Source organism: Streptomyces monashensis (assembly GCF_001866665.1).
GTDB lineage: Bacteria > Actinomycetota > Actinomycetes > Streptomycetales > Streptomycetaceae > Streptomyces > Streptomyces monashensis.
The window spans coordinates 1-26,648 of the sequence record NZ_MLYO01000082.1 but is presented as its reverse complement, the minus strand read 5'-3'; the positions used below and the strand labels follow the sequence as shown (position 1 = coordinate 26,648).

Genomic DNA, 26,648 nt, shown 5'->3' with positions numbered 1-26,648 from the left:
AATAGCCATGCAGATTTCCGAGATTGTACTTCACGCTGCCGTAACCCACCGTGGAGGACACCACGCACGGCGAGACCGTCGGCGGGCTTCCCCTTCCATGGCTGTGAGGAGTCAGTTGTGCTGCGTCTGCAGGGCGAGATGATCCGCGGAGGAACCAGCAAGTGCTGGATCTTCGACCATCGCGACGTGGCCGCCACGGGCGTGGACGTCGATGCCCTGCTGCTCGCCGCCTTCAACGCCGCCGACCCCCGTCAGATCGACGGCGTGGGCGGCGCCTCCTCCACCACCTCCAAGGCCGCCGTGGTACGGGCGTCGACACAACCCGGTGTGGATCTCGAGTACGCCTTCGCGCAGGTCGGGATCGGCGACGAGCGCGTGGAGTGGGCCAGCAACTGCGGCAACTGCGCCACCGCCGTGGCCCTGTACGCCGTCCACCACTCTCTCGTGCCGATCGCGTCGGACACCACGACCGTCCACATGCTCAACATCAACACCGGGGCCCGCCTCACCGGCACGATCCCCACCCCCGCGGGCGTGGCTCCGGAGGAGGGCACGGCCGTGGTGCCGGGTACCTCGGCGCGGGGCGTGCCGGTCCTGCTCGGGTTCCAGGACCCTGCGGGCTCGACGACCGGCCGCGCTCTGCCGACCGGCCGGGCACTGGACGAGCTGACCGGACCGGACGGCCCCGTCGAGGCATCCCTGGTCGACGCCGGCGCTCCGGCCGCTTTGTTCGAGGCCAAGGCGTTCGGCCTCGACGGCACGGAATCCCTCACCGCGTTCGCCACCGCAGTGCCCCCGCTGACGTTGCTGCGCCGCCAGGCAGCGCTGGCCATGGGCCTGGCCCGCGAGGGCGATCCGGTCAGCCACGCGGTGCCGAAAGTGGGCATCGTCGCCCGCCCCGCCCCCTATCGCACCACACAGGGCATCCTCGTCAACCAGGACGAGTACGACCTGGCCGTGCGCATGGTCTCCATGCACGCGCCGCACCCGGCGATCGGCCTGACCTCCGCCGTGGCCCTGGCCACGGCAGCCGCCACCCCTGGCACCCTCGCCCACCGCGTCGCCCGGCAGACCGCCGACGGCACGCTGCGCCTGGGCACCCCCGCCGGCGTGGTCACCACCCAAGCCGTCCCCGCACCGGACGGCGCGTCCCCCACGGTGCTGCTGCACCGCGCCGCCCGGCGTATCGCCCGAGCCGAACTCCTCGTTCCCGTCCTGGAAGGACGCCCCGCATGAGCCGCAACGACGCCGCCCCGGGTACCGTCACCGCACCACCGGGCCGCATCCGCAAGATGCTGTCCCACCTCTATGTCCAGTGCCTGATCGCCGTCCTCCTCGGCGCCGCCGTGGGCGGGCTGTGGCCTTCCGTCGGCACTGACCTCAAGCCGCTCGGCGACGGCTTCATCGCGCTGGTGAAGATGTTCATCGCACCGATCATCTTCTGCACGGTCGTCCACGGCATCGCCTCCATGGGCAACGCCCGCGCGGTCGGCCGTGTGAGCCTGAAGGCTCTGGTCTACTTCGAGGTGCTGACCACCGTGGCCATGGTGATCGGCCTGGTCGTCGTCAACGTCGTCCAGCCGGGCAGCGGTCTGCACATCGACCTCTCGACCCTGTCCGCCAAGGGCCTGCCGCCGGAGGCGACCACGGCCCACGAGGGCTTCGCCCCCTTCCTCCTCGCCATCATCCCGGCCACCCTGGTCAGCGCCCTGACCGGCAACGAGATCCTGCCGGTGCTGCTGGTGTCCGTGCTGTTCGGCTTCGGCCTGCACGCCGGCGGAGAGGCCGGCCTGAGCATCGCCCGGGGCGTCGAGAAGTTCTCCTCGGTCCTGTTCACACTCATCCGCTGGATCATGCGGCTGGCCCCCATCGGCGCGTTCGGCTCCATGGCCTTCACCATCGGCAACTACGGCCTGGGCACTCTGCGCCACCTGGGCCTGCTGGTCGGCTCGTTCTGGCTGACCGCCCTCCTCTTCGTCCTGGTCGTCCTCGGGACGGTGATGCGCCTGAACGGACTGCGGCTGCTGCCCTTCCTGCGCTACATCAAGGAGGAACTGCTGATCGTCCTGGGCACCTCCTCCACCGAGCCCGTCCTGCCGCGCATGATGGCCAAGCTCCAGCACGCGGGGGCCTCGAAACCGGTCGTCGGCATCACGCTGCCCGCCGGGTACTCCTTCAACCTCGACGGCACCGCCATCTACCTGACCATGGGCTCGGTCTTCCTCGCCCAGGCCCTCGGCATCCACCTCAGCCTCACCCAGCAGCTGGCCATGCTCGCCGTCATGCTGCTCACCTCCAAGGGCGCCGCGGGCGTCACCGGCTCCGGCTTCATCGCCCTGGCCGCCACCCTCAGCGCCGTCCCGCACGTCCCCGTCGCCGCCCTCGCGCTGATCTTCGGCGTCGACCGGTTCATGTCCGAAGCCCGCGCCCTGACCAGCCTGGTCGGCAACGGCGTCGCCACCCTGGCCGTCGCCCGCTGGGAGGGCGAGCTGGACGAGGACCGCGCCAAGGCCGTCCTGCGCGGCGAGATTCCCTACGCCCCTGCCCCCGCTCCTTCTGCGGTGACAGTCGAGCCCGATCCGAAGCAGACGCCCGCACCCGACGCGACGATGCCCGAACCAACCCGCGACCCCGTCCCCGTCACACGTTGACCTCGCATGGGCGGGCCGGTCCGCAGCAGACGCTCCGGACCGGCCCGCCCACTTCTCAACGGGAGGTCGTAGTCACCGCTCGGACGACGCTGCCCGCGCCGCACCCCTTAAGACTCGGTACGCGATCGAGGTCGGGCGCGCTGACCTCGTCGATCGGCTGGTGGCGATCAGCAGGCGGTCCGGCGGGCGAGCACGAGTTCGCCGCTGGAGCGGCCGCCACTTCTCCCCCTCGCCGATCGTGTGTTCCCCGCGGATCCGTGTCCGGGACTGCCGTCAGCGCACGTCCCGCCGGGCATACCGCCGAGCAGCCGCGGCTGTGTCCTTCTGCTTCTTCTTGTCGGACACGAACGCCCTATGGCCGGGCGCCCGGCCATAGGGCGGCGGACCTGGGTCAAGTGGAAGGCCCGCCCGGCGGGCAGCCGGCCGCCGGCTCGGGCCGGCCCGCGTACGGCTTCTCGTCCTGCAGCGGCACCAGCAGCTCCAGCGGACAGTCCTGGAGCAACATGGACACGACACGGCCGCCGATGCCGGCCCTCTCCGCGATCAGCAGCGCGACCATCTGTGGCCGGACCAGCCGCGCTCCGTCCAGCAGCGCACCAAGCAGCCGCTCGCGGAAGGCCTCCGCCCCGTCCACACTCTCCTCGCCCATGGCCCGGTCCGCCACCATCTTCCTGCCCCGGCTCCGGTCACCGCGCACGTCTGGCCGCTCCGTCTGCGGTTGTGGACCTCCGCCCTGACGGCCGATGTCACCTTCGCCTCCGTGAGCACGCTCGCCAGGACCGCCCGCAGCGACGGACGGCCACCACCACTGCGTACCACCCACCCGCCACCGCGGAGGACGGCACGAGCGCCCAGACCACTGTGAGCCTTTGCCTGGGGCCGCCGGACAGTTCGGCGGCGACCACTCGACGTAGCACTCGTATCCGAGGACGCTGACGAGTCGCGTCCTCGGTCCACGTGGGGCAGTCGGTGGGCGGCGGCGAAGTAGCGCAGGTGCTGCCCGACGGTGGCGACCTGGCCGCCGTGTGCCGGATGACGAACTCCTCGGCCGCGTGTCAGCGTTGCGGGGGCAGGCACACGTGGCCAACGCGGTCGTTGATCCGCGTCACTGGTTCTCGCGCACCCGTCAGGAAAGACTCCACTGCTGGCTCGTCGCGCCGGTGCCCGCTTCCTGGTCCACGGCCGCCCCGCCGGTGGTCGAGGCGGTCGCGACGCCGATGTCCAGGTCGCTGCCCACGCCGGCGAGCATGTAGGTGCTGCCGGTGTAGCTGCCGACGAGGTCGAGGAACCATTCCTGGTTGGTGCCGCCGTTGCAGGTCCACTGCTCCAGTTGCAGGCCGGCGGCGGTCGACTGGTTCGGCACGTCCAGACACAGGCCGCTCTTCACGCTCCTGAGCGTGTAGATGTTGTCCGCCACCCGCGTGAGCGTCCACTGCTGGTTGGTACCGCCGGTGGACGGCCACTGGATGATCTTGGCGCCGTTCGCCGTGGAGCCGCTCGACACGTCCATCGGCATGGAGCTGTTGACGTTCTTCAGGGTGTGGACGCCCTCAGCGGGGATCCCGCTGCCGGCCGTCCAGGTTCCCGCTGCGGTGTCGAGTGACCAGGTCGGGTACTGGCCGAGGTTCACTGTCGTTCCCCTGATGGTCAGGGGCAGCCAGATCAGTTTCGACGCGCCGAGGTCGGAGGTGTTCCAGCGGTCGCCGGCGTAGATGTAGGTGGTACCGGAGGAGCCCTGGACGGTGATGACGTTCGCCGTCTGGCTGCCGTAGGTGTGGGTGCCGGGTGCGGCCAGGTCACGGAACGACGACCAGGGGCCGCCCAGTGACGTGGCGGTGGCGTAGATGTTGTCGTTGAGGCCCCAGCCCGTCAGGTGCGAGCCGAAGACGTAGTAGGTGCCGTTGTCCTTGACCATGGCGGGCGCCTCGACACTGCCGCTGCCGCTGCCGCCGAGCACCGCCACAGCGCTGTCCACGGACAGGTAGTCGGCGGACAGCCTGTCGATGCGCAGGCCGTTGTCGCGGTCCTCGCTCAGCAGATAGGCGGTGCCGTCGGTGTCCTGGAACAGGCCGAGGTCACGGCTGAGTTTGCCCAGCGGCCGGAAGCTTCCCCGGTAGGCGTAGGGGCCGCACGGGGTGCTGCTGGTGGCCACGCCGACCTTGGCCTCGGAGTAGTTGGTGCTGTCGATGTGCATGTACATCACGTAGGTGCCGGTGGAGGCGTTGTAGATGACCTTGGGTCGCTCCACGACGCGGCTCGGCCCCAGGTCGCCGCTGTTCTGCTTGGCCAGGGCGACGCCACGGTAGGTCCAGTTGGCCAGGTCGGTCGAGGTGTAGCACGGGATGTCCTGGAACGACGTGTCCGACGACGTCTCGCCGGTCTTGTCCTCCCCGAAGCCGTACCAGGTGCCGCCCACCTTGATGATGCCGAGGCCGTGCAGTTGGAGCGCGTTCCCGTTCTGATCGGTGCGTACGGCGCCCGTGGTGAACGACACCGAGGCCGCGTGCGCCTCGGCCGCCGGAAGCAGGAGCGCCGCGATGCCTCCCAGCAGGGTCAGGAACGCGGCGGCTCTGCGCCGCCATCGGCTGGCGGACGTCCGGGGAACTCCCTTGAACATGTGTGTCCCTGTCTGTCGAGGCTGACGATCCCTTGTGTCGGCGGGAACCAATGAGAGTCGTGACATGTTCGCGGCGTCAAGGACGGCGTTCGAATTTGTTTAAGCTTGACTGGCTTGACGGTGCATCCAGTTGGGCCCATCGGGGCCGCAAGTAGGCTGGACTGTCCAGGATTTCGGACATGCAAGAGGCGGACACGAGGGGTTGACCTCTGGATCGGGGCGGGCGTAGAAACCTTGCGACGGTCAGAATCTGTTACTTGCTGGTTGAGTTTGTTGGAAATCAAACCCGCGCGAGGTGGACCGACTGTGAATGTGACAGGGCGTCAGGAACCCTCCCGCCGTAGGGTGCTCAAGGGCGCGGCTGTCGCCGCAGCAACGGCCGCGCTGGGCATCGGCAGCACATATCCGGCCGAGGCCTCCGACGCCTCGGTCACCGCGACCTCGCTCGACGGCACCACCAGCATCACCATGTCGCTGACGGGCGGCTCTCTCCGGTGGTCGGCCCGTCGCAACGGCGCGACAGTCGTCGCCGGTTCGGCCATGGGCCTGCGGCTGGGCGACGGGACCACTCTGGGCGCCGACGCCGTTGTGACGAGCCACCAGCACAGGCACGTCGACAGCGCATGGCAGCCGGTGTACGGCCGCAACGCGACCGTCCTTGACACCTACCAGGAGATGCGCTGGAACCTCCGGGACAACCGCACCTCCATCAACTTCGGTGTGCAGATCCGCGCCTACGCGACGGGCGTCGCGTTCCGATACGTGCTGCTGGACCCGGGAACCGCCGCCATCGCCGGTGAACTGACGACGTTCGTCTTCCCGGACGGCACACTCGTCTACAGCGCGCGGGACGAGGACGACTACAACCCGGTGACGCCCGGCTCCATCCCTCCCACCGGAACCTCCTCCACGGACACCGGACCCCTGACCGACCTGCCCCTCACCGCGACATACAGCGGCGACCTCATCGCCTGCGTCTGCGAGTCGGCCCGCATCGACTACCCGCGCATGATGCTCAGTTCGGTTCCCGGACAGCCCAACTCCCTCGCTGCGTACCTGATGCGGCACACGGCGCGCGGATCTGGAGCGGTCCAGACGACCTCCACCGTCACGACGCCGTTCGTCACGCCTTGGCGCGCGGTGGTGATCGGATCCACTCACGCCGAACTGATCGACAACGCGGAGCTGGTGCTCAACCTGGCCCCGGCCGGCGACCTCGCCGACACGTCGTGGATCAAGCCGGGCAAGGTCTTCCGGTGCAATCTGACCACGGCGGACGGGCTGGCGGGCGTCGACTTCGCCGCCGCCCGCGGCCTGCAGTACATCGAGTACGACTCGGGGTGGTACGGCCCGGAGCACACCTCGACCGACGCCACCCAGTCGATCTCCGCCATCGACCTGCGCACGGTCATCCGCTACGCCACCGGCAAGGGAATCGGCGTCTTCCTCTACGTCAACCCCATGGCCCTGAACAGCCCGGACAGCCTGTTCGCCCGGTACCGGAGATGGGGCGTCGCGGGCGTCAAGCTGGGTTTCATCAACGACGGCACACAGGCGATGACGAACCAGATCACCGCCTGGGCCAGGACAGCGGCCAGGCACAAGCTGCTGATAGACACGCACGACGACGTACGGCCGTTCGGCTATGAGCGCACCTACCCCAACTGGATCAGCCTGGAGGGCGTGCGGGGCAACGAGCACGGGGCCTGACCCCGGAAGTTGGACACGGGGTTATGCGGCTTGCGTCAGCGTAGTTGATGTTCGGTCGAGCGCGTGTTCGTAGGTGATGGGGCTGCGGTGTCCCAGGCGGCTGTGGCGGCGGACGGTGTTGTAGCGGTGCCGCCAACGGAAGAGTTCGAGGCGGGCTTCGCGCTCGTTTGACCAGCTCTTTCGGTTCTGGAGGGTCTCGCGTTTCATGCTCGCGTTCCAGCTCTCCGCCGCGGCGTTGTCCGCGCTGGAGCCGACGGCGCTCATGGACTGCCGGACGCCGGCGCGTCGGCGGGCATCGGCGAAGGCCCGGCTGGTGTATTGCGCCCCGTGGTCGGTGTGCATGATCGCTCCCGCGAGGCTGCCGCGGGTCCGCTCGGCGGCGGCCAGGGCGTCGACGACCAGCTCCGCGCGCATATGGTCGGCGATCGCCCAGCCCGCCAGCCGCCGGGACGCGAGGTCGATCACGGTCGCGAGATAGCAGAACTTCCCGCCGCCGACCGGCAGATAGGTGATGTCCCCGACGTACTTGGTGTTCACCTCGGTGGCGGTGAAGTCCCGGCCGATCAGGTCAGGGGCCTTCGCCGCGGCCGGGTCCGCGAGGGTGGTCCGGTGCTTCCTGCGCAGCCGGAACCCGGCGATACTGGCGGTCTTCATCAGCCGGGCGACCTTCTTGTGGTTCACCGACTCGCCGCCGGTCTCGCGGAGCTCGGCGGTGACCCTGGGGACGCCGTAGGTGCCGTCCGAGGCGGCGTGGACGGCGGCGATCTTGGCGGTCAGCTTCTCGTCGGCCGCCTGCCGGGCGGCCCTGGCCGGCGCGGTGGCCCGCCAGTAGTAGAAACTCGATCGGGCGATCCCGAGGACCTGGCACAACCGCTTCACGCCGTGCTCGGCGCGCAGGTCGGCGACACACTGGAAGCGGTTCACCAGTGCGTCGCCCCGGCGAAATACTTCGCCGCCTTCTGCAGGATGTCGCGCTCTTCTTCCAGCTCACGCACCCGCCTGCGCAGGGCGACGAGCTCGGCCTCCATCCCCTCGGCCGCCACCGGCGCGGCCGGGCGCGGCGCGGTGTGGCCGCCCGTGCGCCGGCCGTCGGCCGCGCGTATCCAGTTCCGCAGTGTCTCGGTGTTCACGCCCAGGTCCGCGGCGACCGACTTGATCGTCGCCCCGGGCCGGGACCGGTACAACGCGACCGCGTCCGCCTTGAACTCGGCCGGGTAGTGCTTCATCGCCATCAGTACAGGACTCCAGTCCTCAGATCCTCAAGATCCAAGTGTCTCTGGTGTCCAAGATCCGGGGTCAGGCTCCGTCAGCCACACCATCAGCTACCTGGACACGAACAGGTCCGGCTGGTGGTCCGGCAGCCTCACCCCGTTCTTCAACTGGGGTATCGACAGGGGCTACTACACCAACGACCAGTACCTCAACAGCATCATGGCCGGCTGGGAGTTCGGGCCGGGCAACTACACGGCCTCCTCCTGGGGCGTCGCGGGTTTCTGACGCCGCGACGAACCGAGAGGCGGCGGACCAGTGACCGACCGTCCTGTGTCAGGAACCACCGTCCGTCTCTCCGTACGGAGGGGCGGGCGGCCCGGAAGCAGCGCCCGACGCACCGGGTCCGCGCCCGCCGTGAGGTCCACGGGGCGGCCCCGCGTCATCGACGTCTACCGAAGGGGCGGGGCCTCGCCGGTGCGCAGGTGTTCCCTGAGCCACTGTTCGGTGTTGTTCACGTGCAGCAGTGCGGCGGCCTGGCTGAGCGAGGCGTCCCGGGTGGACAGGGCGTGGAAGATCGCCTCGTGCTCGGCGAGGGTCCGGCCCGCGGCCTGGGTGTCGACCAGGCCGCGCCAGATGCGGGCGCGCAGGGTGCGGCCGGAGATGCCCTCAAGGAGGGTGAGCAGGGTCTCGTTGTCCGTGGCCGTGATGACGGCGCGGTGGAAGGCGGCGTCGTGGATGTTGAGCTGCTCGACGTCGTCGCGGGCCTCGCGCATGGCGTCCAGGTGCCTCTTGACCTCGGCAAGCTGTTCGTCGGAGACCCGGGTGGCGGCCAGGGCGGTGGCGGCCGGTTCGAGGAGACGTCGCACCTCCATGAGGTCCTGCAGGGCGGCGGAGTCGCCCTGCAGGAGTTCCACCGCTCCGCCGAGTCCTTCCAGGAGCAGGCTCGGCTGCAGACTGGTCACGTATGTGCCGTCACCCCGCCGGACCTCCAGAACCCGCGCGACGGCCAGCGCCTTGACCGCCTCACGGGCCAGGTTGCGGGACAGACCCAGATGGGCAGCCAGGTCCGGCTCCGGCGGCAGCTTGGAGCCCGGAGGCAGCGCGCCCGTGCGGATCAGCTCGCGGATCTGCGCTATGGCCTTGTCCGTCAGAGACACCGCGAACTCCTTCCGCGATCGTCCGTCGTGGGCCCGTCCGACCTGATCAGTCCTCGGGCACGGAGATCATCCCAGAGGCCGTCGGGGATGTGCCGTCGGTGGAGTTCCACGTTCCGTACCACCTGTTCCGGGTTCCGCATACCGAGGGTGACGTTGATGATACTGGGGTGGGTGCGCGGGAAGGCGATCGCGGCGGCGGGCAGGCTCGTGCCGTGCGCCGCGCAGACCTCGGCGATCGCCCGAGCGCGGGCCACCAGGTCAGGCGGGGCGTCCTGGTAGTCGTACTTCATTCCCTCGGCGGGCCGGTCGCTGGAGAGCAGCCCCGAGTTGAACACGCCCACGGCCACCACGCTCTTGCCGAGTTCCCGCGCGGCGGGCAGGACATCGTCCAGGGCCGACTGGTCGAGGAGTGTGTAGCGCCCGGCCAGCATGACGAGGTCGGCTGCGGTCTCGCGCAGGAAGCGGGCCAGCATGGCCGACTGGTTCATACCGGCGCCGATCGCGCCGATCACCCCCTGGTCGCGGAGGTCCGCGAGGGCCGGCATGGCCTCCTCGGCGGCTTGTATCCAATGGTCGTCGGGGTCGTGCAGGTAGACGACGTCCAGGCGGTCCAGGCCGGTGCGTTCCAAGGTCGCCTCGATGGAGCGGAGCACTCCGTCACGGCTGAAGTCCCACTGCCTGCGCAGGTCGTCCCGCACCGCGAAGCCCTCGGTGTCGGTGCCGCGCGGCTGCTCGTTGGGCACGAGCAGCCGGCCGACCTTGGAGGAAACGACGTACGCGTCGCGTGGGCGGCCCCGCAGGGCGGCTCCCAGGCGGCACTCGGAGAGACCGAGCCCGTAGTGCGGTGCCGTGTCGAAATACCGGATACCGGCCTCCCAGGCCGCTTCGATCGCGGCCTGCGCGTCGTCAGGAGGGGTGACACGGTAGAGATTGCCGATCACGGAGGCCCCGAAGCCGAGTTCCGTGAGTTCGACGGGGGTGTTCGTGATCTTCCGGTGTCCCATGCTCCGATGTGTCAACTTGGCTCCTCCGGTGGTGTGGTTCGGTACGGCGGCCGGGGGCCGGTCATCGTCTGACGGCGGCCGAGCCACCTGCCATGATCGCCTCGACCTCGGCGAGCGAGGCCATGGAGACGTCACCCGGCGTGGTCATGGCCAGTGCGCCGTGGACGGTGCCGTAGGCCAGAGCACGTTGCAGGCCGGCGGCATCGAGGTTCACCGCGGGCCTGGCGCGGGCCGCCGAGCCGCCCTCCTCGCCGCCGTCCGTCAGCAGTCCGTAGATCAGTCCGGCCGCGAACGCGTCGCCGGAGCCGATGCGGTCCAGGACGTGCAGGCCGGGCATGTCGGGGCCACGCACACAGCCGGTCCGGGCCGACCAGGCGGCCGAGGACCAGTCGTTCACCCCGGCCGAGGGCACCGTACGCACGGTCGTCGCCAGCACCTCGGCCCGGGGCAGGCGTCCCGCGACCTCGGCGAGTGCGTCCCGCACCTCGTCCGCCTCGACCCGCAGCGCCCCTGGATGCGATCCGGCGAGTCCCAGGGCGCCCACGACGACGTCGGCATGGCGGGCGAGCCGCAGGTCGACCTCGCGGGCGGCGCGGGCGCCGCCCCGGCCGGCCCAGAGACTGGGGCGGTAGTTGGGGTCGTAGGAGACCGTCACACCGTGCCGCCGCGCGGCGGCCATGGCTTCGTCCGCGACGTCGACGGTGGTGTCCGACAGACCGGCGAAGATGCCGCCGGTGTGGAACCAGCGCGGCCCCGGGGAGAAGACCGCGTCCCAGTCGACTTCCCCCTTGCGCAGCTGCGAGACGGCCGTGCCCGCGCGGTCGCTGACGCCCAGTGCGCCCCGGATGCCGAAGCCGCGTTCGACGAAGTTCAGGCCGTTGCGCGCGCCGCGGCCGATGCCGTCCGCGGGCACCCAGCGGATCAGGGAGGTCGCGACTCCGCCCTGGAGGATCAGGTCCTCGACCAGCCGCCCCACCTGGTTGTCGGCCAGGGCGGTCACGACGGCGGTCCGCAGGCCGAAGCAGCGTCGCAGTCCGCGGACGACGTTGTACTCGCCGCCGCCTTCCCACACCTGGAAGGTGCGGGCGGTGCGGATCCTGCCCTCGCCCGGGTCGAAGCGGAGCATCACCTCGCCGAGGGCCACCACGTCGGTCACGTCGCGCCCCCGTGCACGGCCTCGGCCGTGAGCCGGCGGATCTCCCCGTACTGTCCCCGTTCCAGGTGGGCCGGGGTGGCCATCCAGCTGCCGCCGACGGCGAGGACCGCCGGGTCGGCGAGGTAGGCCGGCAAGCGTGCAGCGTCGATGCCGCCCGTCGGCACGAACCGTGCCTGGGGGAAGGGCGCCGCGAGGGCGCGCAGCATCGGGATGCCGCCGAGCGGTTCGGCCGGGAAGAGCTTGACGCTGTCGAGGCCGACCCGCAGGGCGCGCATCAGCTCGGTGGCGGAGGCGATGCCGGGGACCACGGGCACGCTCAGCTCGCGGCACTTGGCGACGACCTCCTCGTCGAAGCCGGGCGAGACGACGAAACGAGCTCCGGCCGTCACGGCACGGTCCACCTGCTCGGGCGTGAGGACCGTACCGGCGCCGACGGTCAACCCGCCGTGCGTGGCCATCGTCTTGAGTACCTGCTCGGCGTCGGGGGTGCGGAAGGTGATCTCGGCGCACCGGGCTCCGCCCGCCACGAGCGCGTCGGCCAGCGGGCCGGCGGTCGCGGCGGAGGGCACGGTGAGCACCGGCATGACGCGGGCGCCGTCCAGCACGCGGGCCAGGTCGGTGTCACTCATCGGCCGAGCCATCCGCCGTCGACGGGCAGGACGGTGCCGTGGACGTAGGCGGCGGCGTCCGAGGCGAGGAACACCGTGGCGCCCGCGAGATCGTCCGCGCTGCCCCAGCGTGCGGCCGGGATGCGGTCCAGGATCGCCTTGCTGCGGACGGGGTCGTCCTGCAGTGCCTGGGTGTTGTCGGTGGCGATGTAGCCGGGCGCGAGGGCGTTGACGTTCACCCCGTGCGGCGCCCACTCGTTGGCCAGCGCCTTGGTCAGCCCGGCGACGCCGTGCTTGGCGGCGGTGTAGCCGGGGACGGTGATGCCGCCCTGGAAGCTGAGCAGCGAAGCAGTGAAGATGATCTTCCCGTGGCCACGCGCCACCATCGCCGCGCCCACCGCGCGGGACAGCACGAACTGGGCGTTGAGGTTGACCTGGAGGACCAACTCCCAGTTCGCGTCAACGTGTTCGGCGGCCGGGGCGCGGCGGATGGTGCCCGCGTTGTTGACCAGGATGTCCACCGGGCGCTCACGCCCGGCGAGATCCGCGCCCAGGGCCCGCACCGCCGCGGGATCCGCGAAGTCGGCGCGGATCGCCTCGAACGTACGGCCCGCGGCGAGCACGTCCTTCTCCACCGCGCTGCCGGAGCTTTCCAGCGAGGCGCTGACACCGATGACGTCCGCACCCGCCTCGGCGAGCGCCCGGGCCATGGCCCGGCCGATGCCGCGGCGGGCTCCGGTGACGACGGCAAGCCTGCCGGTCAGGTCGAAGGCCTTCACTGGACGGCTCCCCGAGCGTCGTCGGTGCAGTCCACGAGGATCTTCATCACGTCGCCGCCGCCCTCCAGGGCCTCGAAGGCCGCGGGTGCCTCGGTGAGCGGCACGACCTTGCTGATCAGCCGCTCGGCCGGAACGGTGCCGTCGGTCACCAGGGTCACCGCCCGCTCGAAGTCGGAGCGGTCGTACAACCGGGCGCCCACGAGCGTGAGTTCACGCCAGAAGAAGCGGTGGAGGTTCACCTCGCGCGGGCGGGCGTGGATGGCTACCAGGCACAACCGCCCGCGCACACCGAGAACCTCGACGGCGGTGTCCACTCCGCCTTGTGCGCCGGAGACTTCGAAGGCGACGTCCGCACCGGCGTCACCGGTCCACTGCCGGACCAGCTCGGGCACGTCGTCGGCGCCCGGATCCCAGGCGGCCAGCCCCAACTCCTGGGCGATCCGCCGCCGGTGCGGGCTCAGCTCGACCACCCGGACGTCGGCTCCGGCTGCCCGGGCGACCAGGGCGATAAGGATGCCGACGGGGCCGCCGCCGACCACGACGGCCTTCTCGCCGTGGCGGACCTGGGCCCGGCCGACGTCGTGCACCGCGACCGCGGTGGGTTCCACGAGGGCGGCGTGGTCCAGGGGCAGTGAGCGGGGCAGCCGTACGAGGGTCGTGGCGGGCACGGCCCAGCGCTGCTGCATCGCGCCCGGGGAGTCGATGCCGATGAAGTCCAGGTGCCGGCAGATGTGTTGATGCCCCGCCTGGCAGGCCGCGCAGGTGTCGTCCCAGCGCAGCGGCATCACGGTGACCGCGTCCCCGGGCGACCAGCCCTCCACTCCTGCGCCCACCCGCACGATCCGGCCGGACATCTCGTGCCCGAGGACAGCGGGCACGGCGACCCGGGCGTCCATGTCGCCATGGAAGATGTGCAGGTCGGTGCCGCAGATACCGACGTAGGCGGGGGCGATCTCCGCCTCGCCGGGGCCGGGGGGCGGATTCTCGGCGGGCGCGGTGTCCAGGGTGCGGGCGGACAGGTAGCGGACTGCGAGTGTCATCGTGTTCTCAGGGTCCCTTCAGCGCGGACGCCGATGGTCAGCAGCAGGTTGGCGTAGGTACGGACGTCGGCGGTGACGACGGCGAGGGCGAGGTCGGGTGAGCGGGCGGCGTCGTAGAACTCGAAGCGTCCGAGCGTCTCGACGGGGACGGGCGCCAGCATCGAGCGGTACTCGGCGATGGCCGGCGGCTCGGGCTCGCCCTCGGGCGGCACCATCACGTGCGCCGACTCGACGGGCAGAGCCCGCAGCAGAACGTCGAGCACGGTGGTGACGTCCAGCAGACCCGGCGCCAGGTTGAGATGGACGGTCCTGGTTCGCCGGCCGGTGGCCGTACTCGCCGGATAGTGGCCGTCGGCGAGCAGGACGCGGGCTCCGTGCCCGGCGCCCGCCAGGGCTTCGAGGATGCCCGGGTGCAGGAGTTCGGTCAGCAGCATGGCGGGCCCTCCTTCCTTCGAGTGGGGTCGAGGCGGTAGAACGCGCCGGCGGTACCGGCGAGGACCGCCTCGGTCTCGGCGGCGGAGCAGCCGACCAGGAGTTCCTCGACGGTGGCGGCCCATCGGTTCCAGCCGCCGGCGAGGACGCAGACCGGCCAGTCCGAGCCGAACATCAGCCGGTCGGGGCCGAAGGCGTCGAACAGGACCTCCCACACCGGCCGGATGTCGTCGACGGTCCACTTCTCGTGGTCGGCCTCGGTGACCAGGCCCGACACCTTGCACCGCACCTGGGGGTGCGCGGCCAGCAGCCGTATGTCCCGCTCCCAGGCGTCCAGGCCGCCGCTGACGATCGGCGGCTTGCCGGCGTGGTCGAGGACCAGGGGCAGGCCGGGCACGCGCCAGGCCAGTTCGATCGCCTGGCGGAGCTGGTGGCTGCGGATCAGGATGTCGTAGCCGAGGTCCCGGTCGCGTACCGCACACAACCCCCGCTCCACCTCCGGCCGTTGCAGCCACGCGGGGTCGGACTCGCCCTGTACGAGGTGCCGCAGCGCCCGCAGATGACGGCCTCCTGTTCCGGCCCGCAGGTCGTCCAGTACGTCGCCGATCGCGGGTGAGGCGAGATCCGCCCAGCCGACGACGGCGCCGATCAAGGGGTCGCTGTCGGCGAGCGCGAGCAGGTCCCGGGTCTCGGGCACGCACGGCAGGCACTGGACCACCACGGTGCGGGTCAGCCGCCGCCCGTCGATCGGCCGGGTTGCCTCGCAGCGCAGGGCGTGCGGGCCGAAGGTGCGGCGGATGGGTGCGTGGCCGGGTTCGTCCAGCCAGGGCTGGGGCCGGCGGTCCAGATCCCATACGTGGTGGTGGGCGTCGACGAGTGCGTGGAGGTCAGACACGGGCGGACCACACCGGGCCGTCGGGGTAGGCGTACTCCTTCAGGGACCCCGGCAGCATCTGAGCGCTCAGCCCGGGCAGGGTCGGCGCGAGATAGTGGCCGTCGATGATGCGGACGGGATCGACGAAGTGCTCGTGCAGGTGGTCGACGTACTCGATGACCCGGTCCTCGACGGTGCCGGAGACGGCGACGTAGTCGAACATCGACAGGTGCTGGACCATCTCGCACAGCCCCACACCGCCGGCGTGCGGGCAGACCGGCACTCCGAACTTGGCGGCGAGCAGGAGGATCGCGATGTTCTCGCCCACGCCGCCGACCCGCGCGGAGTCGATCTGCACGATGTCCACCGCGCCCGCCTGCAGGAGCTGCTTGAAGACGACCCGGTTGGCGATGTGCTCGCCGGTGGCGACCTTGATGGGGCTGAGCGCCTCGCGGACGGCCGCGTGGCCGAGGATGTCGTCGGGCGAGGTGGGCTCCTCGATCCAGTACGGGTCGTAGGGGGCGAGGGCGCGCATCCAGTCGATCGCGGGGGCGACATCCCATCTCTGGTTGGCGTCGACCGCGATGCGGATGTCCGGCCCGACCGTTTCGCGGGCGGTACGCATGCGCCGTACGTCGTCCTCCAGGGATGCGCCGACCTTCAGCTTGATCTGGGTGAAGCCGTCGGCGACGGCCTCGCGGGCCAGGCGGGCCAGTTTCTCGTCGGAGTAGCCGAGCCAGCCGGGCGTGGTGGTGTAGGCCGGGTAGCCGCGCTCCAGGAGCCGTGCGATCCTCCCCTCGCGGCCCGGTTCGGCACGGCGCAGGATGTCCAGGGCCTCCGCCGGGGTGAGCGCGTCGCTGAGCCAGCGGAAGTCGACCTGCGCGACCAGGTCCTCGGGCGGCATCTCCCCGAGGAAGCGCCACACGGGCTTGCCCGCGCGCTTGGCGGCGAGATCCCAGGCGGCGTTGACCACCGCGCCGGTGGCCATGTGGATGGCGCCCTTCTCCGGCCCCAGCCAGCGCAGTTGGGGATCGTGCACGAGGGACCGGGAGAACGCTCCGAGGTCGGCGCAGACCTCCTCCACCGACAGGCCGACCACGTGCGGAGCGAGCGCCGCGATGGCGGCGGCCTGCACGTCGTTGCCGCGTCCGGTGGTGAAGGCCAGGGCGTGGCCCTCCAGTCCGTCGCCGGCGTCGGTGCGCAGGACCACGTAGGCGGCGGAGTAGTCGGGCTCGGGGTTCATGGCGTCCGAGCCGTCGAGGTGTTCGGAGGTGGGGAACCGCACGTCCAGGACGTCCACGGCGGTGATGCGGGCGGATGAGGGCACGGTGGAGGACATGGCGGCAACTCCTGTGAGGGGCGAGGAGGTATCGGTCCCCTCGCGGCGAGACGTGAAAGCGGCGCGGATCGGGCGGCCGGTGGGGCCGCCCGGGTCATTCCTGGACCTTGCCGCCGGTGATGCGGGAGATCGCGAGGGCGACCAGGATGATCAGGCCGTTGAGAGCGCCGATCCACTGAGCGGGTACTCCCGCCAGCGTGAGCACGTTCTGGATCATGAAGAGCAGCAGGATGCCGCAGAACGCGCCGAACATGGTGCCCTTGCCGCCGTTGAGGCTGATGCCGCCGATGACGGCGGCGGCGAAGACGGTGAAGATGTAGCCGTTGCCCTGTGCGGAGGCGACCGAGGCCAGGCGTCCGGACAGCATCAGGCCGGCGAGGGCGGCGAGCACGCTGCCGGTGACGATGACGATCCACAGCACCCGGTCGGTACGGACGCCGGCCGCCTTCGCCGCGTCGACGTTGCCGCCGATGGCGTACAGCGAGCGCCCGAAGCTGGTCCAGCCGAGCACCACGATCGCGATCGCGAACAGGGCCAGGCAGATCCAGATGGAGGCGGGCACACCGAACCATTCGGCGGTGCCGATGTAGAGCATCGACTGCGGCAGCTGGAAAAAGGTCTGGCCGCCGGAGATGCCGGTGAGGATGCCGCGCAGCACGATGAGCATGCCGAGGGTGACGATGAAGCCGTTGAGGCCGAAGCGGATGATCAGCAGCGCGTTGATCACGCCGACGAGCGCGCCCACGGCGAGGGTGAGGGGGACCGACCAGCCACCGGGGAGCAGGCCGAGTCCGTGTCCGGCGCCGGCCGGGACGACCAGCCAGGCCGCGACGCCGGGCGCGAGGCCCATGGTGGACTCCAGGGACAGGTCCATCTTCTTGACGATCAGGATCATCGTCTGGGCGAGGACCAGCAAGGCCATCTCGGACATGGTCTGCAGGACGTTGATGAGGTTGTCGGCCTGCAGGAAGACCGGGTTGACGATCTGGCCGACGATCGCGATGACGACGATCGCGGGGACGAGGGCGAGGTCGCGCAGGCGGGCCAGGGGGATCCGGCCACCGAGCAGCGCGGTGCGCCTGGGCTTGGGTTCCGAGGCCTTGGCGGCTGCGTCCGCGAGGACGGTTTCAGGCAGTACGTCAGGCATTCAGGTCCACTCCCTCCATCGCGGCCACGAGTTCGTGGTCGTGCCAGCCGCGGGACATCTCCGAGGTCACCCGGCCCTGGAACATCACCAGGACCCGGTCGCACATGCGCAGGTCGTCGAGTTCGTCGGAGGCGATGAGTACTCCGGTGCCGGACTCGGCGGTCTCCTCGACCTTGCCGAGCAGGAACTCCTTGGAGCGCACGTCCACGCCCGCGGTCGGGTTGATCAGCACCAGCAGGCGCGGGTCGTCCGCCAGGGCGCGGGCCATGACGACCTTCTGCTGGTTGCCGCCCGAGAGCGCGGAGACGGGCAGCTCGGGTCCCGGCGTCTTGATCGCCAGCTTCTCGATCATGTTGTCGGCGAGCCGGTCCCGCCGGTCACGGCTGAGGAGGCCGTTCCTGCCGAGCCTGTGAGGAACGGACAGCGTGGCGTTGTCCGCGATCGACATGCCGGGCACGAACCCTTGGTGGTGCCGGTCCTGCGGGACGAACCCGGCGCCCGCGGCGAGCGCGGCGGGCACGCTGCCCGGCCGGGTCCGCCGCCCGGCGATCTCCACCTCGCCCGCCTGGGCCGCCCGCAGACCTACGACCGTCTCGGCGACCTCGGTGCGACCGCTGCCGGCGGCGCCCGCGAGTCCGACGATCTCCCCTGCGCCGACCTGGAAGGTGACCTCATCGTAAGCACCGTCACTGCCCAGCGACTGGACGGACAGCGCGGGCGTGGCGGTGCGGTCGAGGGTGCTCGACCGCACCTGCAGCCGGTCGGCCGCCGCCTCGCCGGTCATCGCGGCGACCAGCTCGGGGCGGGGCAGCTCCACGACCGGCGCGGTCACGATGTGCCGGGCGTCGCGGAACACTGTCACCATGTCGCAGATGTCGTAGACCTCCTGGAGATGGTGGCTGATGAACAGGAAGGTCACACCCTGGCGCTGCAGGTCGCGGATGCGGTCGAAGAGCCGGCTGATGGCCGCACCGTCGAGCTGGGCGGTCGGCTCGTCGAGGATGATGAACCGGGCTCCGAAGGACAGCGCCCGGGCGATCTCCACGAACTGCCGCTGCTCCACGCTCAGATCGCCGGCCGAGGTCTGCGGGTCGACGTCCACCGACCACGTCGACAGCAGCTCCTGCGCCCGCCGGCGCACACCCTGCCAGCTGATGAGCCGGCTGCGACCGTGGTCGTGCCGGTTCAGGAAGAGGTTCTCGGCGACGGTCAGGGTGGGGATGATCGTCGACTTCTGGTAGACGCAGGCCACGCGCTCTCGCCAGGCGTCGCGGTCCGCGAGTCGGGGTGCGGGACTGCCGCCGAAGGTGACCGTTCCCTCGTCGGGGGCCTGCAGGCCGGTGAGGACCGACACGAGCGTCGACTTGCCTGCCCCGTTGCGGCCGACGAGCGCGTGGGTCTCGCCGGGCCTGATGGTGATCCGGGCGCCGTTGAGGGCCACCGTCGGACCGAATCGTTTGACTATGCCCGTCGCCTCGACGACAGGCGGGCCCGCCTGGGACCCTCCGTCGTCCGCCGGGGCGGGCGCGGGGCTGACTGCTCGCTCCCCGTCACTCATCACAACCGCCTTGTACTCGTGAGCCGTTGGGTGCCTGACACGGCGGGTCAGCCGAGGCTGTTGCCCCACAGGGAGGTGTCGTTGCTCCTGACGCTGGACACGCCGCCGTAGGTGCCGCCGTCGACGGTGACCAGGGGCGCGGAGAGCTGGTCCTCAAGCAGACCGGGGCGGACCTGGATGACGGTGCTGTTGTGGTCGGTCTTGCCGGGCTTGAACGTCTTCCCGTCGATCGCCGCCTTCAGGTAGTACAGAGCGTACTTGGCGTACAGGTCCGCCGGCTGGGAGACGGTGGCGTCGATGTTGCCGGCCGCGATGTCCTTGAGCTCCTCGGGGATGCCGTCGTTGGACACGATGAAGACGTGCTTCTCGTCCTTCGGGCCGACCAGCAGGCCCTTCTGCTTGAGCACCTGGAGCGTGCCGGACAGGGCGAAGCTGGACTCCATGTAGACGCCCTTGATGTCCGGGTTGGCCGTCAGGTCGGTCTGGAGCTTCTGCGCGGCGACCGCGCCGTCCCAGTTGGTGGCCTCACCGAGCACCTTGATGCCGGGATAGTTCTTCTTCATGCAGTCGTTGAACGCCTCGGTGCGGTCACGGCCGTTGATCGAGTCGAGGCCGCCCTCCAGCATGACGACCTTGCCCTTGCCGTTCAGCTTCGTGCCGAGGAACCGACAGGCCTTCTCGCCGTAGGCGCGGTTGTCGGCCCGCACCACCATGAACACCTTGCCGCTGTCAGGGCGAGTGTCGATGGTGACGACGGGGATCTTCTTCGCCTCCAGCTGCGCCAGTGTCGGCGCGATCGCGGCGGTGTCCTGGGGCGCCATCGCGATGCCCTTCACACCCTGGCTGATGAACGTCTGCGCGTTGGCGGTCAGCTTGGCGACGTCGTTCTGCGAGTTCGTCGTCTTCAGCGACAGACTCAGCTGTCCGGCGTACCTGGGCGTGTACTTGATGTACGAGTTCCAGAAGTCGGTGTCGGAGCGGGGATAGTCGACGCCGACCAGCGGGGAACTGCTCGACGAAGCGGTGCCCGAGCCGCTGCAGGCGCTGAGCAGCGCCAGGGCGGACAGGGCTGAGGCAGTGGAGCAGAGAGCAGTTCTGAGTCTCATCGGTACTTCCTCGCGCTGGTCCCGGAGCGGGAGTTGGTGTGCTGGGCGACAGCTGCGTACCGCCGCATCGAAGACATGGGATGTATGTATAGGCGGCGACCGAGGGGGCTGTCTAGGTGCCGGGAGAAAACGTCGGAAACGAGAGGGGTTTGGGGCCCACAGCGGCGCCCGGGGATTGAATCAATCCCATCAATGACGAGTGTTCGTGATACTCCGACGGCTCACCTGCGGCTTCCTGCGCGACGGCTCCTCTATCGCGCGACCGTCAAACATTCCATGTTTGACGATCAAAAATGGGGTGATAGCGCTCATATGTCACATAAACGCGAGCCGATGAGGCACTTTCATCCCTGCACGCCCGTTGACATCAGTGCGTCGCATGGTCGAACTTCGTGCGTAACCTCCGGTGCTCCAGACCCGTGGGCGCCGCGTGTCCCCCTGTCCCTCATTTCCGGGATGTCCTCATGCCGAGCTCTTTCAACAGACGCCAGTTCCTCTCCGCCGCCACATGTGTAGCGGCGGCATCCGTCGCCGGCGGCGGCCTCGGAGCGGGCGTCGCACGGGCTGCACCGAGCACCTACACACCGGCGTGGCCCTCGGTCGACCAACACCCGCCCGCACCCGAGTGGTTCCAGGACGCCAAGTTCGGCATCTACTTCCACTGGGGCGTCTTCAGCGTTCCCGCCTACGACAGCGAGTGGTACCCGCGCAACATGTACATAGCCGGCAGCGCGGCCAACCAGCACCACATCGCGACCTACGGCGACCCGTCCGTGTGGCCTTACCACAACTTCATCAACGGGGCGAAGGACCTGGCCGGGAACACCGTGCAGTTCGCACCGAAGCCGACGTCGGCGGGCGGGAACTTCGACCCCGACGCGTGGGCGCAGTTGTTCGTCGCCGCGGGCGCGAGATTCGCCGGACCGGTCGCCGAACACCACGACGGCTTCTCCATGTGGAACAGCCAGGTCAACGAGTGGAACTCGGTCGCCAAGGGCCCGAAGCTCGACCTCCTGCAACTGTTCACCACAGCGATCCGGGCCAAGGGTCTCAAGCTGCTGGTCGCCATGCACCACGCGTACAACTTCAACGGCTACTACGACCACGTCCCCGCGCAGTCGGACCCGAGCCTGCAGAAGCTCTACGGGCAGTTGAGCAGGGCGCAGGAGAACCAGCTCTGGTACGACAAGCTGAAGGAGGTTATCGACTCCGCCCAACCGGACATCCTGTGGCAGGACTTCAGACTGGACGCGGTCGACGAGACGCAGCGCCTGAACTTCCTGTCGTACTACTACAACCAGGCCGACGCCTGGGGCCGCGAGGTCGTCGCCACCTTCAAGGACGGGCTCGACAACAAGGGCGAGGTCTTCGACTACGAGCGCGGCGGCCCGGCCGACCTGACCACCCCCTACTGGCTCACCGACGACAGCATCTCCAGCTCCAGCTGGTGCTACACCCAGGGCATCGGCTACTACAGCACCCAGCAGATGCTGCATTCGCTCATCGACCGGGTGAGCAAGAACGGCACCATGCTGCTGAACATCGCGCCGATGGCCGACGGCACGATCCCGCAGGCACAGAAGGACGTCCTGCTCGGCATCGGCGACTACCTGAAACGCTTCGGCGAGTCGGTCTACTCGACCCGGCCCTGGACGGCGTACGGCGAAGGCCCGACGAAAATGGGCGGCGGCTCCTTCACCACCCCGACGGCCGGCACCGCGCAGGACATACGCTTCACCCGGGACAAGACCAGCACGGTCCTGTACGCCACCGTCCTCGGCTGGCCCGGCAGTTCGCTGACGATCAAGACTCTCAGCTCCGACCGGATCGGCCTCTCCTCGCTGACGTCGGTCAAGCTGCTGGACTCGACGGCCGGCACGTACATCAGTCTCGCCACGCCCACGCAGGACACCTCCGGACTGAAGGTGACCCTGCCGTCGTCAGCGCCGTTCAGCGCCAACGCGTACGTTCTGAAGCTCTCCTTCTCCGGGCAGATCCCCAGCCTGCGGCCCCTCACCGGCGCCGTGCTCTTCGGGGACGTCAGCTACTCGGGCACGACCGCCGTGCTCCCTGTCGGCGACTACACCGCGGACCAGCTGACGCTTGCCGGGCTCGGCCCACTCAACCTCTCGTCCCTGCGCCTGGCTTCCGGATTCCAGGTGATCGGCTACTCGGGAGACAACTTCTCCGGCACCTCATGGACGTTCACCGCCGACAACCCCGACCTGAGGGCCACGGGCAACAACGACCAGGTCACCTCGCTGAAGGTCCAGCTCGATCCGTCGGCATACTTCCGGATCGCCAACGTCACCGACGGCCTCGCCCTGGACAGCGGCGGCACGGTGGCCTCCGGGTCCAACCTCAAGCAGTGGTCCTGGGACGGCAGTCCCAACCTCCAGTGGCAGGCGGTCGAGGTAGGCGGCGGCTACTACAAGCTGGTCAACCGCACCAACGGCATGGTCGCCGACGGCTGGGGGGCCACCGGCAACGGTTCAGCCGCCAGGCAGGCGCCATGGAACGGCGGCGGGAACCAGCAGTGGACGATCACCCACCGAGGCGACGGCCGCCACACGATCGCCAACCGCACCACCGGCCTGGTTCTCGACGGCGGTGGCGACGTGGCCTCGGGCTCCGCCACCAACCAGTGGGCCTACGGGAGCAGCACCAACCTGCTGTGGACCTTCACGGCGCTGTGACTCTCGCGCCGGCATGACAAGCCGATACGGCGAGCGATCTGCCCGCCGGCGGTGACCGAGGTGTTGTTGCCGGAGACGACGGCGCGGGTGACGCCTTCGTAGCCGTATGCGCCGCGCGCCCCAACCACGTCACCCCCGACACATCAGAGCCACCCGAATCCGGGAGTACACCCATGCCGTCAGGAAGAAGACTGTCCCGCCGTACCCTGCTGGGCGCGGCGGGCGCCGCTGTGACCGCGAGCGCGCTCCCCGTGGTTCCCGGCTTCTCCCGCCTGCTCCCCCAGGCAGCCGCCGCGGACCTCCAGACCAATCTCAGCAACCTGGTGAACATGCGGTTCGGCATGTTCAACCACTTCAACATGGGCACGTTCACCAACCAGGAGTGGGCCTCCCCGCGCCAGAACCCCGCTCAGTTCGCGCCCACGGCGGTCGACTGTGCCCAGTGGGCGGCGGCCGCCGCGGCGGCGAAGATGAGCTACGGCGTCCTGACCACCAAGCACCACGACGGCTTCTGCCTGTGGCCCAGCGCCCACAACAACTACAACGTCGCCCACAGCTCCTACAAGCACGACATCGTCGCGCAGTACGTGACCGCTTTCCGGTCCCGGGGCCTCAAGGTCGGCCTGTACTTCTCGATCTGGGACCGCACCTACAGCGTGCAGGCCTACGACACCCGCCACAACGTCGCCTCCGGCCAGGCCGTCCAGCCCGGCGACATCACCTACATCCTCAACCAGATCACCGAACTGCTCACCAACTACGGCACCATCGACATGTTCGTCACCGACGGCTACGCCTGGCAGATGGGCCAGCAGGCCGTGCCCTACCAGCGCATCAGGGAACATGTGAAGTCGCTGCAGCCCGACATCGTCATGATCGACCACGGCGGGCTGTCGGTGCCCTTCCTCGGCGACGCGATCTACTTCGAGGAACCACTCGGCATCACCTCACCGGCAGGCAACACCTACGCCTCGCTGCAGGGCCAGACGATCAGCAACGGGTGGTTCTGGCATCCGACGACGCCCACGACCGATCCGATGAGCAGGGACTCGATCCTCTCCCACCTGGCGGACCTGGAGCCCAAGTACACCTCGTTCATCCTCAACTGCCCGCCCAATCGCAACGGCGTGCTGGACACCAACATCGTCAACCGGCTCTCCGAGGTCGGCGCCGCCTGGAGCGGCCCCCACACCTCCCGGCCGCCCCTGCCCACCCAGATGCTCCGCGCCGAACACCCGATCACCCCCGTGGCCGCCTACGCCACCGCATACCACACCGGCGAAGGCCCCCTGAACGCCATCGACGGCCTCAGTGACCGGAACTTCGAGACCTGCTGGTCCACCTGGAGCCTCCCGCTGCCCCAGACCATCACCATCGACCTCGGCGGCGTCTGGAGCAACATCTCGACCCTCGAGTACCTGCCCAAGCAGTGGAACCGCACCAACACCACCGACGGCGACATCACCGCCTGCACCATCTCCACCAGCACCGACGGCATCACCTTCACCCAGGTCGCCACCGCCCGCTGGGCCGGCGACCACACCACCAAAGTCGTCGAATGGCCGGCCCGCAACGCCGCTTTCGTCCGCGTCCAGGTCACCGCCGGCACCGGCGGCTACGCCAACATCGGCAACCTGCGCATCGGCGGTCGCACCGCGACACCCGCCCTGGTCTCCACCCTCTTCCCCGGCGACGGCACCATGTACCGCCTCGTCGCCCACCACAGCGGCAAGGTCGCCGACGTCTCGGGTGGCGGCACCGCCGACAACACCCCCATCCTGCAGTCGTCCTGGCGGAACCAGGCCAGCCAGAAGTGGACCATCGCCCTGGCCGACAGCGGCTACTACAAGATCCGCAACGTCAACAGCGGCAAGCTCATGGAAATCGGCGGACTCTCCCGCATGGACGGTGCGGGCTCCGACATCTGGGTCGACACCGACGCACCCCAGCAGCACTGGGCCATCACCCCCACCGGCGGCGGCTACCACCTCCTCACCAACCGGCTCAGCGGGCTGTCCCTCAACGTCGACAGCGGCTCCACCGCCGACGGAGCCGCCGTCAACCAATGGACCTACTCCGCCATCCCCCGGCAGCAGTGGCAGATCATCCCCTCCTGACAGGGGATCGAGAGAGACGTGCACCCCGCGCGCTCATACGCCGAAGGCAACGCACTTCCCGGGCAGTTGGTCGAGGGAAGACGCCAAAGCGATGCTGGATACGGGCCTGCATCCAGGTGTGGTCAAGCCGGGACGCGGCACCTGACGGATCCCTACGCGTCTTCAACTCCAGAAACCACGAAGCGATCCATGCCGCGCGTCTTGTCAAAGATTGAACGGACTCCTAGAGTCCGGCGATAGAGGGAGTGCGGGACAGCTCCCACAGCCCATGTCATCCGAGCGATGGAGCCGCGATGCCAACCGCACTTCTCAGTCCGGGACGCCTGATAGTTGCCGCCTCGGCCGCGCTGTCACTGCTGCTCCTGGGACAACCGCAAGCCCACGCGGCGTCCTGGGGAACTCCCCAGACCATCAACTCGTGGAACGCCGTCAACGGACGGTGGACCGCCAACAACGAGCTGGAGACCTACACTCCCAACTGCGTCTGGTACGAGGGGAGCACCCTCGTCATCAAGACCTACAAGTCGGGCAGCACGTACTACTCGGGCCGCGTGGAGTCCAAGGCACTCTACGGCTACGGCACTTACAGCTTCACCGCGAACATGCCCAATGGCCAGGGCCTCCTGCCCGCGGTATGGGCCGCGTACCTGAATCCGTGGCTGCCCGAGTTCGACGCCGCCGAAATCGTCGGTCAGAACCCGAACACCGTTTACCAGACCTTCCACGACCCCAACAACACCCAAACCCAGTTCTCGAAGACGAATTCTGCGGGCTGGACCAACACCTCCCACACGTACTCATTCACCTGGTGGCCCGATCACATCGACTTCGCCGTGGACGGCACCGTCACCGGCACCAAGTGGTACACCACTGCCCCGGGTGTCGGGATGCACTTCATCGTCAACACCGCCGTCGGCGGCGACTGGCCGGGCAACCCCAACGACTCGACGTGGGCCACAGCAGACGGCGCGAGGTACCTGAAAGCCTCCTCGATCACGTACACCCCGTACTACCCGTGAATGGTTCCGCTTCAGGACCCGAACGTGGGGGATGCCGAAAGGGTGCCGGCCGGCGCGGTCGTGGGAGCGTCACAGGTCTCCGTTCGCTGCCCATGTAAGCGGTGCCATGGACGAAGACGTGTTGGCGCCCCCGCCCGCGATCCACAGGTCACCGGTGACGCCCGGAACCGCCCTGAGCTGCCCGTCACCCAGACCGGCGGCCCGCGCGGTGGAGTGCCTCCCGCTGTTGGTGCTGGTGTACGGGTGCCGCCGCGGTGGTCGAGAGGAACGGCAGCGGAAGATCGTCGCGCTGGGCGGCGGCCACGACCCGCTCACCAACCGGGTGAGCGGGATGGGCCCTGCGGTGTCCGCGGTGGCGTCGTAGCGATTCGGTCCGTACCCGCGATGAGAGTCCACAAAAGAGAGACATCTCACGTGCCTAAGAAG

At 69.5% G+C, this 26,648-nt stretch carries 22 protein-coding genes; 7 read left to right on the top strand and 15 right to left on the bottom strand.

Annotated elements, in window-relative coordinates:
* The first annotated feature begins 117 nt into the window (after positions 1–117).
* On the top strand, positions 118–1,236 hold the full coding sequence (locus BIV23_RS39185) for a PrpF domain-containing protein (protein ID WP_071385777.1): 1,119 nt from the start codon (positions 118–120) through the stop codon (positions 1,234–1,236).
* Positions 1,233–2,651, top strand: coding sequence for a C4-dicarboxylate transporter DctA (gene dctA / locus BIV23_RS39180; protein WP_071385776.1), 1,419 nt, complete (start codon positions 1,233–1,235; stop codon positions 2,649–2,651). Before BIV23_RS39185 ends, dctA begins: the two co-directional genes overlap by 4 nt.
* Before the next feature lie 391 nt (positions 2,652–3,042).
* On the opposite strand, the gene BIV23_RS39175 is transcribed toward dctA, so the two are convergent.
* Both BIV23_RS39175 and BIV23_RS39170 read right to left on the bottom strand, forming a co-directional pair.
* Positions 3,043–3,348, bottom strand: coding sequence for a hypothetical protein (locus BIV23_RS39175; RefSeq protein WP_071385775.1), 306 nt, complete (start codon positions 3,346–3,348; stop codon positions 3,043–3,045).
* A gap of 429 nt (positions 3,349–3,777) precedes the next feature.
* On the bottom strand, positions 3,778–5,268 hold the full coding sequence (locus BIV23_RS39170; protein ID WP_071385774.1) for an RICIN domain-containing protein: 1,491 nt from the start codon (positions 5,266–5,268) through the stop codon (positions 3,778–3,780).
* Between the two features lie 312 nt (positions 5,269–5,580).
* On the opposite strand from BIV23_RS39170, the gene BIV23_RS39165 reads away from it, so the two are divergent.
* Positions 5,581–6,978 (top strand): glycoside hydrolase family 97 N-terminal domain-containing protein, encoded by a 1,398-nt coding sequence (locus BIV23_RS39165; protein ID WP_245790859.1) that lies wholly within the window; start codon positions 5,581–5,583, stop codon positions 6,976–6,978.
* Between the two features lie 21 nt (positions 6,979–6,999).
* Here BIV23_RS39165 and BIV23_RS39160 read toward each other — a convergent pair.
* The 13 genes from BIV23_RS39160 to BIV23_RS39095 all read right to left on the bottom strand — a co-directional run bounded on the left by BIV23_RS39160 (position 7,000) and on the right by BIV23_RS39095 (position 20,390).
* Positions 7,000–8,210 (bottom strand): IS3 family transposase gene (locus tag BIV23_RS39160; RefSeq protein ID WP_107471400.1). Its coding sequence is split into 2 segments (ribosomal slippage): positions 7,000–7,913 and positions 7,913–8,210, totalling 1,212 coding nucleotides; the frame shifts between segments, so codons are not numbered across the junction.
* Positions 8,211–8,639: 429 nt separating this feature from the next.
* A complete protein-coding gene (locus BIV23_RS39150; protein ID WP_071385771.1) occupies positions 8,640–9,347 on the bottom strand; it encodes a FadR/GntR family transcriptional regulator in 708 nt (235 codons plus the stop codon).
* The gene (locus tag BIV23_RS39145) at positions 9,338–10,351 is read right to left on the bottom strand and encodes an aldo/keto reductase (protein ID WP_071385770.1); all 1,014 of its coding nucleotides are present in this window, start codon (positions 10,349–10,351) and stop codon (positions 9,338–9,340) included. Before BIV23_RS39145 ends, BIV23_RS39150 begins: the two co-directional genes overlap by 10 nt.
* Positions 10,352–10,412: 61 nt before the next feature.
* Entirely contained in the window at positions 10,413–11,507 is a 1,095-nt protein-coding gene (locus BIV23_RS39140) for a sugar kinase (protein ID WP_071385769.1), read from the bottom strand.
* On the bottom strand, positions 11,504–12,136 hold the full coding sequence (gene eda / locus BIV23_RS39135; RefSeq protein WP_071385768.1) for a bifunctional 4-hydroxy-2-oxoglutarate aldolase/2-dehydro-3-deoxy-phosphogluconate aldolase: 633 nt from the start codon (positions 12,134–12,136) through the stop codon (positions 11,504–11,506). Before eda ends, BIV23_RS39140 begins: the two co-directional genes overlap by 4 nt.
* Positions 12,133–12,894 carry an SDR family NAD(P)-dependent oxidoreductase gene (locus BIV23_RS39130; protein ID WP_071385767.1) on the bottom strand — a complete coding sequence of 254 codons (762 nt, stop codon included), beginning with the start codon at positions 12,892–12,894 and terminating at the stop codon, positions 12,133–12,135. The genes eda and BIV23_RS39130 overlap by 4 nt, the downstream gene beginning before the upstream one ends.
* A complete protein-coding gene (locus tag BIV23_RS39125; RefSeq protein ID WP_071385766.1) occupies positions 12,891–13,934 on the bottom strand; it encodes a zinc-dependent alcohol dehydrogenase in 1,044 nt (347 codons plus the stop codon). The genes BIV23_RS39130 and BIV23_RS39125 overlap by 4 nt, the downstream gene beginning before the upstream one ends.
* Complete coding sequence (locus BIV23_RS39120; RefSeq protein WP_071385765.1) at positions 13,931–14,368, bottom strand: RbsD/FucU domain-containing protein; 438 nt, start codon at positions 14,366–14,368, stop codon at positions 13,931–13,933. The genes BIV23_RS39125 and BIV23_RS39120 overlap by 4 nt, the downstream gene beginning before the upstream one ends.
* On the bottom strand, positions 14,359–15,261 hold the full coding sequence (locus BIV23_RS39115) for an amidohydrolase family protein (protein ID WP_071385764.1): 903 nt from the start codon (positions 15,259–15,261) through the stop codon (positions 14,359–14,361). The genes BIV23_RS39120 and BIV23_RS39115 overlap by 10 nt, the downstream gene beginning before the upstream one ends.
* A complete protein-coding gene (locus BIV23_RS39110; RefSeq protein WP_071385763.1) occupies positions 15,254–16,579 on the bottom strand; it encodes an L-fuconate dehydratase in 1,326 nt (441 codons plus the stop codon). The genes BIV23_RS39115 and BIV23_RS39110 overlap by 8 nt, the downstream gene beginning before the upstream one ends.
* A 94-nt stretch (positions 16,580–16,673) precedes the next feature.
* Positions 16,674–17,714, bottom strand: coding sequence for an ABC transporter permease (locus BIV23_RS39105; protein WP_071385815.1), 1,041 nt, complete (start codon positions 17,712–17,714; stop codon positions 16,674–16,676).
* A gap of 4 nt (positions 17,715–17,718) precedes the next feature.
* The gene (locus BIV23_RS39100) at positions 17,719–19,284 is read right to left on the bottom strand and encodes a sugar ABC transporter ATP-binding protein (RefSeq protein WP_071385762.1); all 1,566 of its coding nucleotides are present in this window, start codon (positions 19,282–19,284) and stop codon (positions 17,719–17,721) included.
* 47 nt (positions 19,285–19,331) lie between these two features.
* Positions 19,332–20,390, bottom strand: coding sequence for a sugar ABC transporter substrate-binding protein (locus BIV23_RS39095; protein WP_071385761.1), 1,059 nt, complete (start codon positions 20,388–20,390; stop codon positions 19,332–19,334).
* Positions 20,391–20,854: 464 nt separating this feature from the next.
* On the opposite strand from BIV23_RS39095, the gene BIV23_RS39090 reads away from it, so the two are divergent.
* The 4 genes from BIV23_RS39090 (at position 20,855) to BIV23_RS49955 (ending at position 26,586) form a co-directional block, all read left to right on the top strand.
* A complete protein-coding gene (locus BIV23_RS39090) occupies positions 20,855–23,086 on the top strand; it encodes an alpha-L-fucosidase (RefSeq protein WP_071385760.1) in 2,232 nt (743 codons plus the stop codon).
* Between the two features lie 173 nt (positions 23,087–23,259).
* Positions 23,260–25,203 (top strand): RICIN domain-containing protein, encoded by a 1,944-nt coding sequence (locus BIV23_RS39085; protein WP_079173693.1) that lies wholly within the window; start codon positions 23,260–23,262, stop codon positions 25,201–25,203.
* Between the two features lie 293 nt (positions 25,204–25,496).
* Positions 25,497–26,222 (top strand): glycoside hydrolase family 16 protein, encoded by a 726-nt coding sequence (locus BIV23_RS39080; protein WP_071385758.1) that lies wholly within the window; start codon positions 25,497–25,499, stop codon positions 26,220–26,222.
* Positions 26,223–26,328: 106 nt separating this feature from the next.
* Positions 26,329–26,586: a hypothetical protein gene (locus BIV23_RS49955; RefSeq protein WP_143079209.1), complete on the top strand. Its 258-nt coding sequence runs from the start codon at positions 26,329–26,331 to the stop codon at positions 26,584–26,586.
* Positions 26,587–26,648: the final 62 nt, after the last annotated feature.

Bases quoted from the DNA above. Each gene is read 5' to 3' on its own strand.
- BIV23_RS39095 (WP_071385761.1), bottom strand. From the start codon at position 20,390: ATGAGACTCAGAACTGCTCTCTGCTCCACTGCCTCAGCCCTGTCCGCC.
- BIV23_RS49955 (WP_143079209.1), top strand. From the start codon at position 26,329: ATGGACGAAGACGTGTTGGCGCCCCCGCCCGCGATCCACAGGTCACCG.
- eda (WP_071385768.1), bottom strand. From the start codon at position 12,136: ATGAGTGACACCGACCTGGCCCGCGTGCTGGACGGCGCCCGCGTCATG.
- BIV23_RS39170 (WP_071385774.1), bottom strand. From the start codon at position 5,268: ATGTTCAAGGGAGTTCCCCGGACGTCCGCCAGCCGATGGCGGCGCAGA.
- BIV23_RS39090 (WP_071385760.1), top strand. From the start codon at position 20,855: ATGCCGAGCTCTTTCAACAGACGCCAGTTCCTCTCCGCCGCCACATGT.
- BIV23_RS39100 (WP_071385762.1), bottom strand. From the start codon at position 19,284: ATGAGTGACGGGGAGCGAGCAGTCAGCCCCGCGCCCGCCCCGGCGGAC.
- BIV23_RS39145 (WP_071385770.1), bottom strand. From the start codon at position 10,351: ATGGGACACCGGAAGATCACGAACACCCCCGTCGAACTCACGGAACTC.
- BIV23_RS39080 (WP_071385758.1), top strand. From the start codon at position 25,497: ATGCCAACCGCACTTCTCAGTCCGGGACGCCTGATAGTTGCCGCCTCG.
- BIV23_RS39120 (WP_071385765.1), bottom strand. From the start codon at position 14,368: ATGCTGCTGACCGAACTCCTGCACCCGGGCATCCTCGAAGCCCTGGCG.
- BIV23_RS39085 (WP_079173693.1), top strand. From the start codon at position 23,260: ATGCCGTCAGGAAGAAGACTGTCCCGCCGTACCCTGCTGGGCGCGGCG.
- BIV23_RS39125 (WP_071385766.1), bottom strand. From the start codon at position 13,934: ATGACACTCGCAGTCCGCTACCTGTCCGCCCGCACCCTGGACACCGCG.
- BIV23_RS39110 (WP_071385763.1), bottom strand. From the start codon at position 16,579: ATGTCCTCCACCGTGCCCTCATCCGCCCGCATCACCGCCGTGGACGTC.
- dctA (WP_071385776.1), top strand. From the start codon at position 1,233: ATGAGCCGCAACGACGCCGCCCCGGGTACCGTCACCGCACCACCGGGC.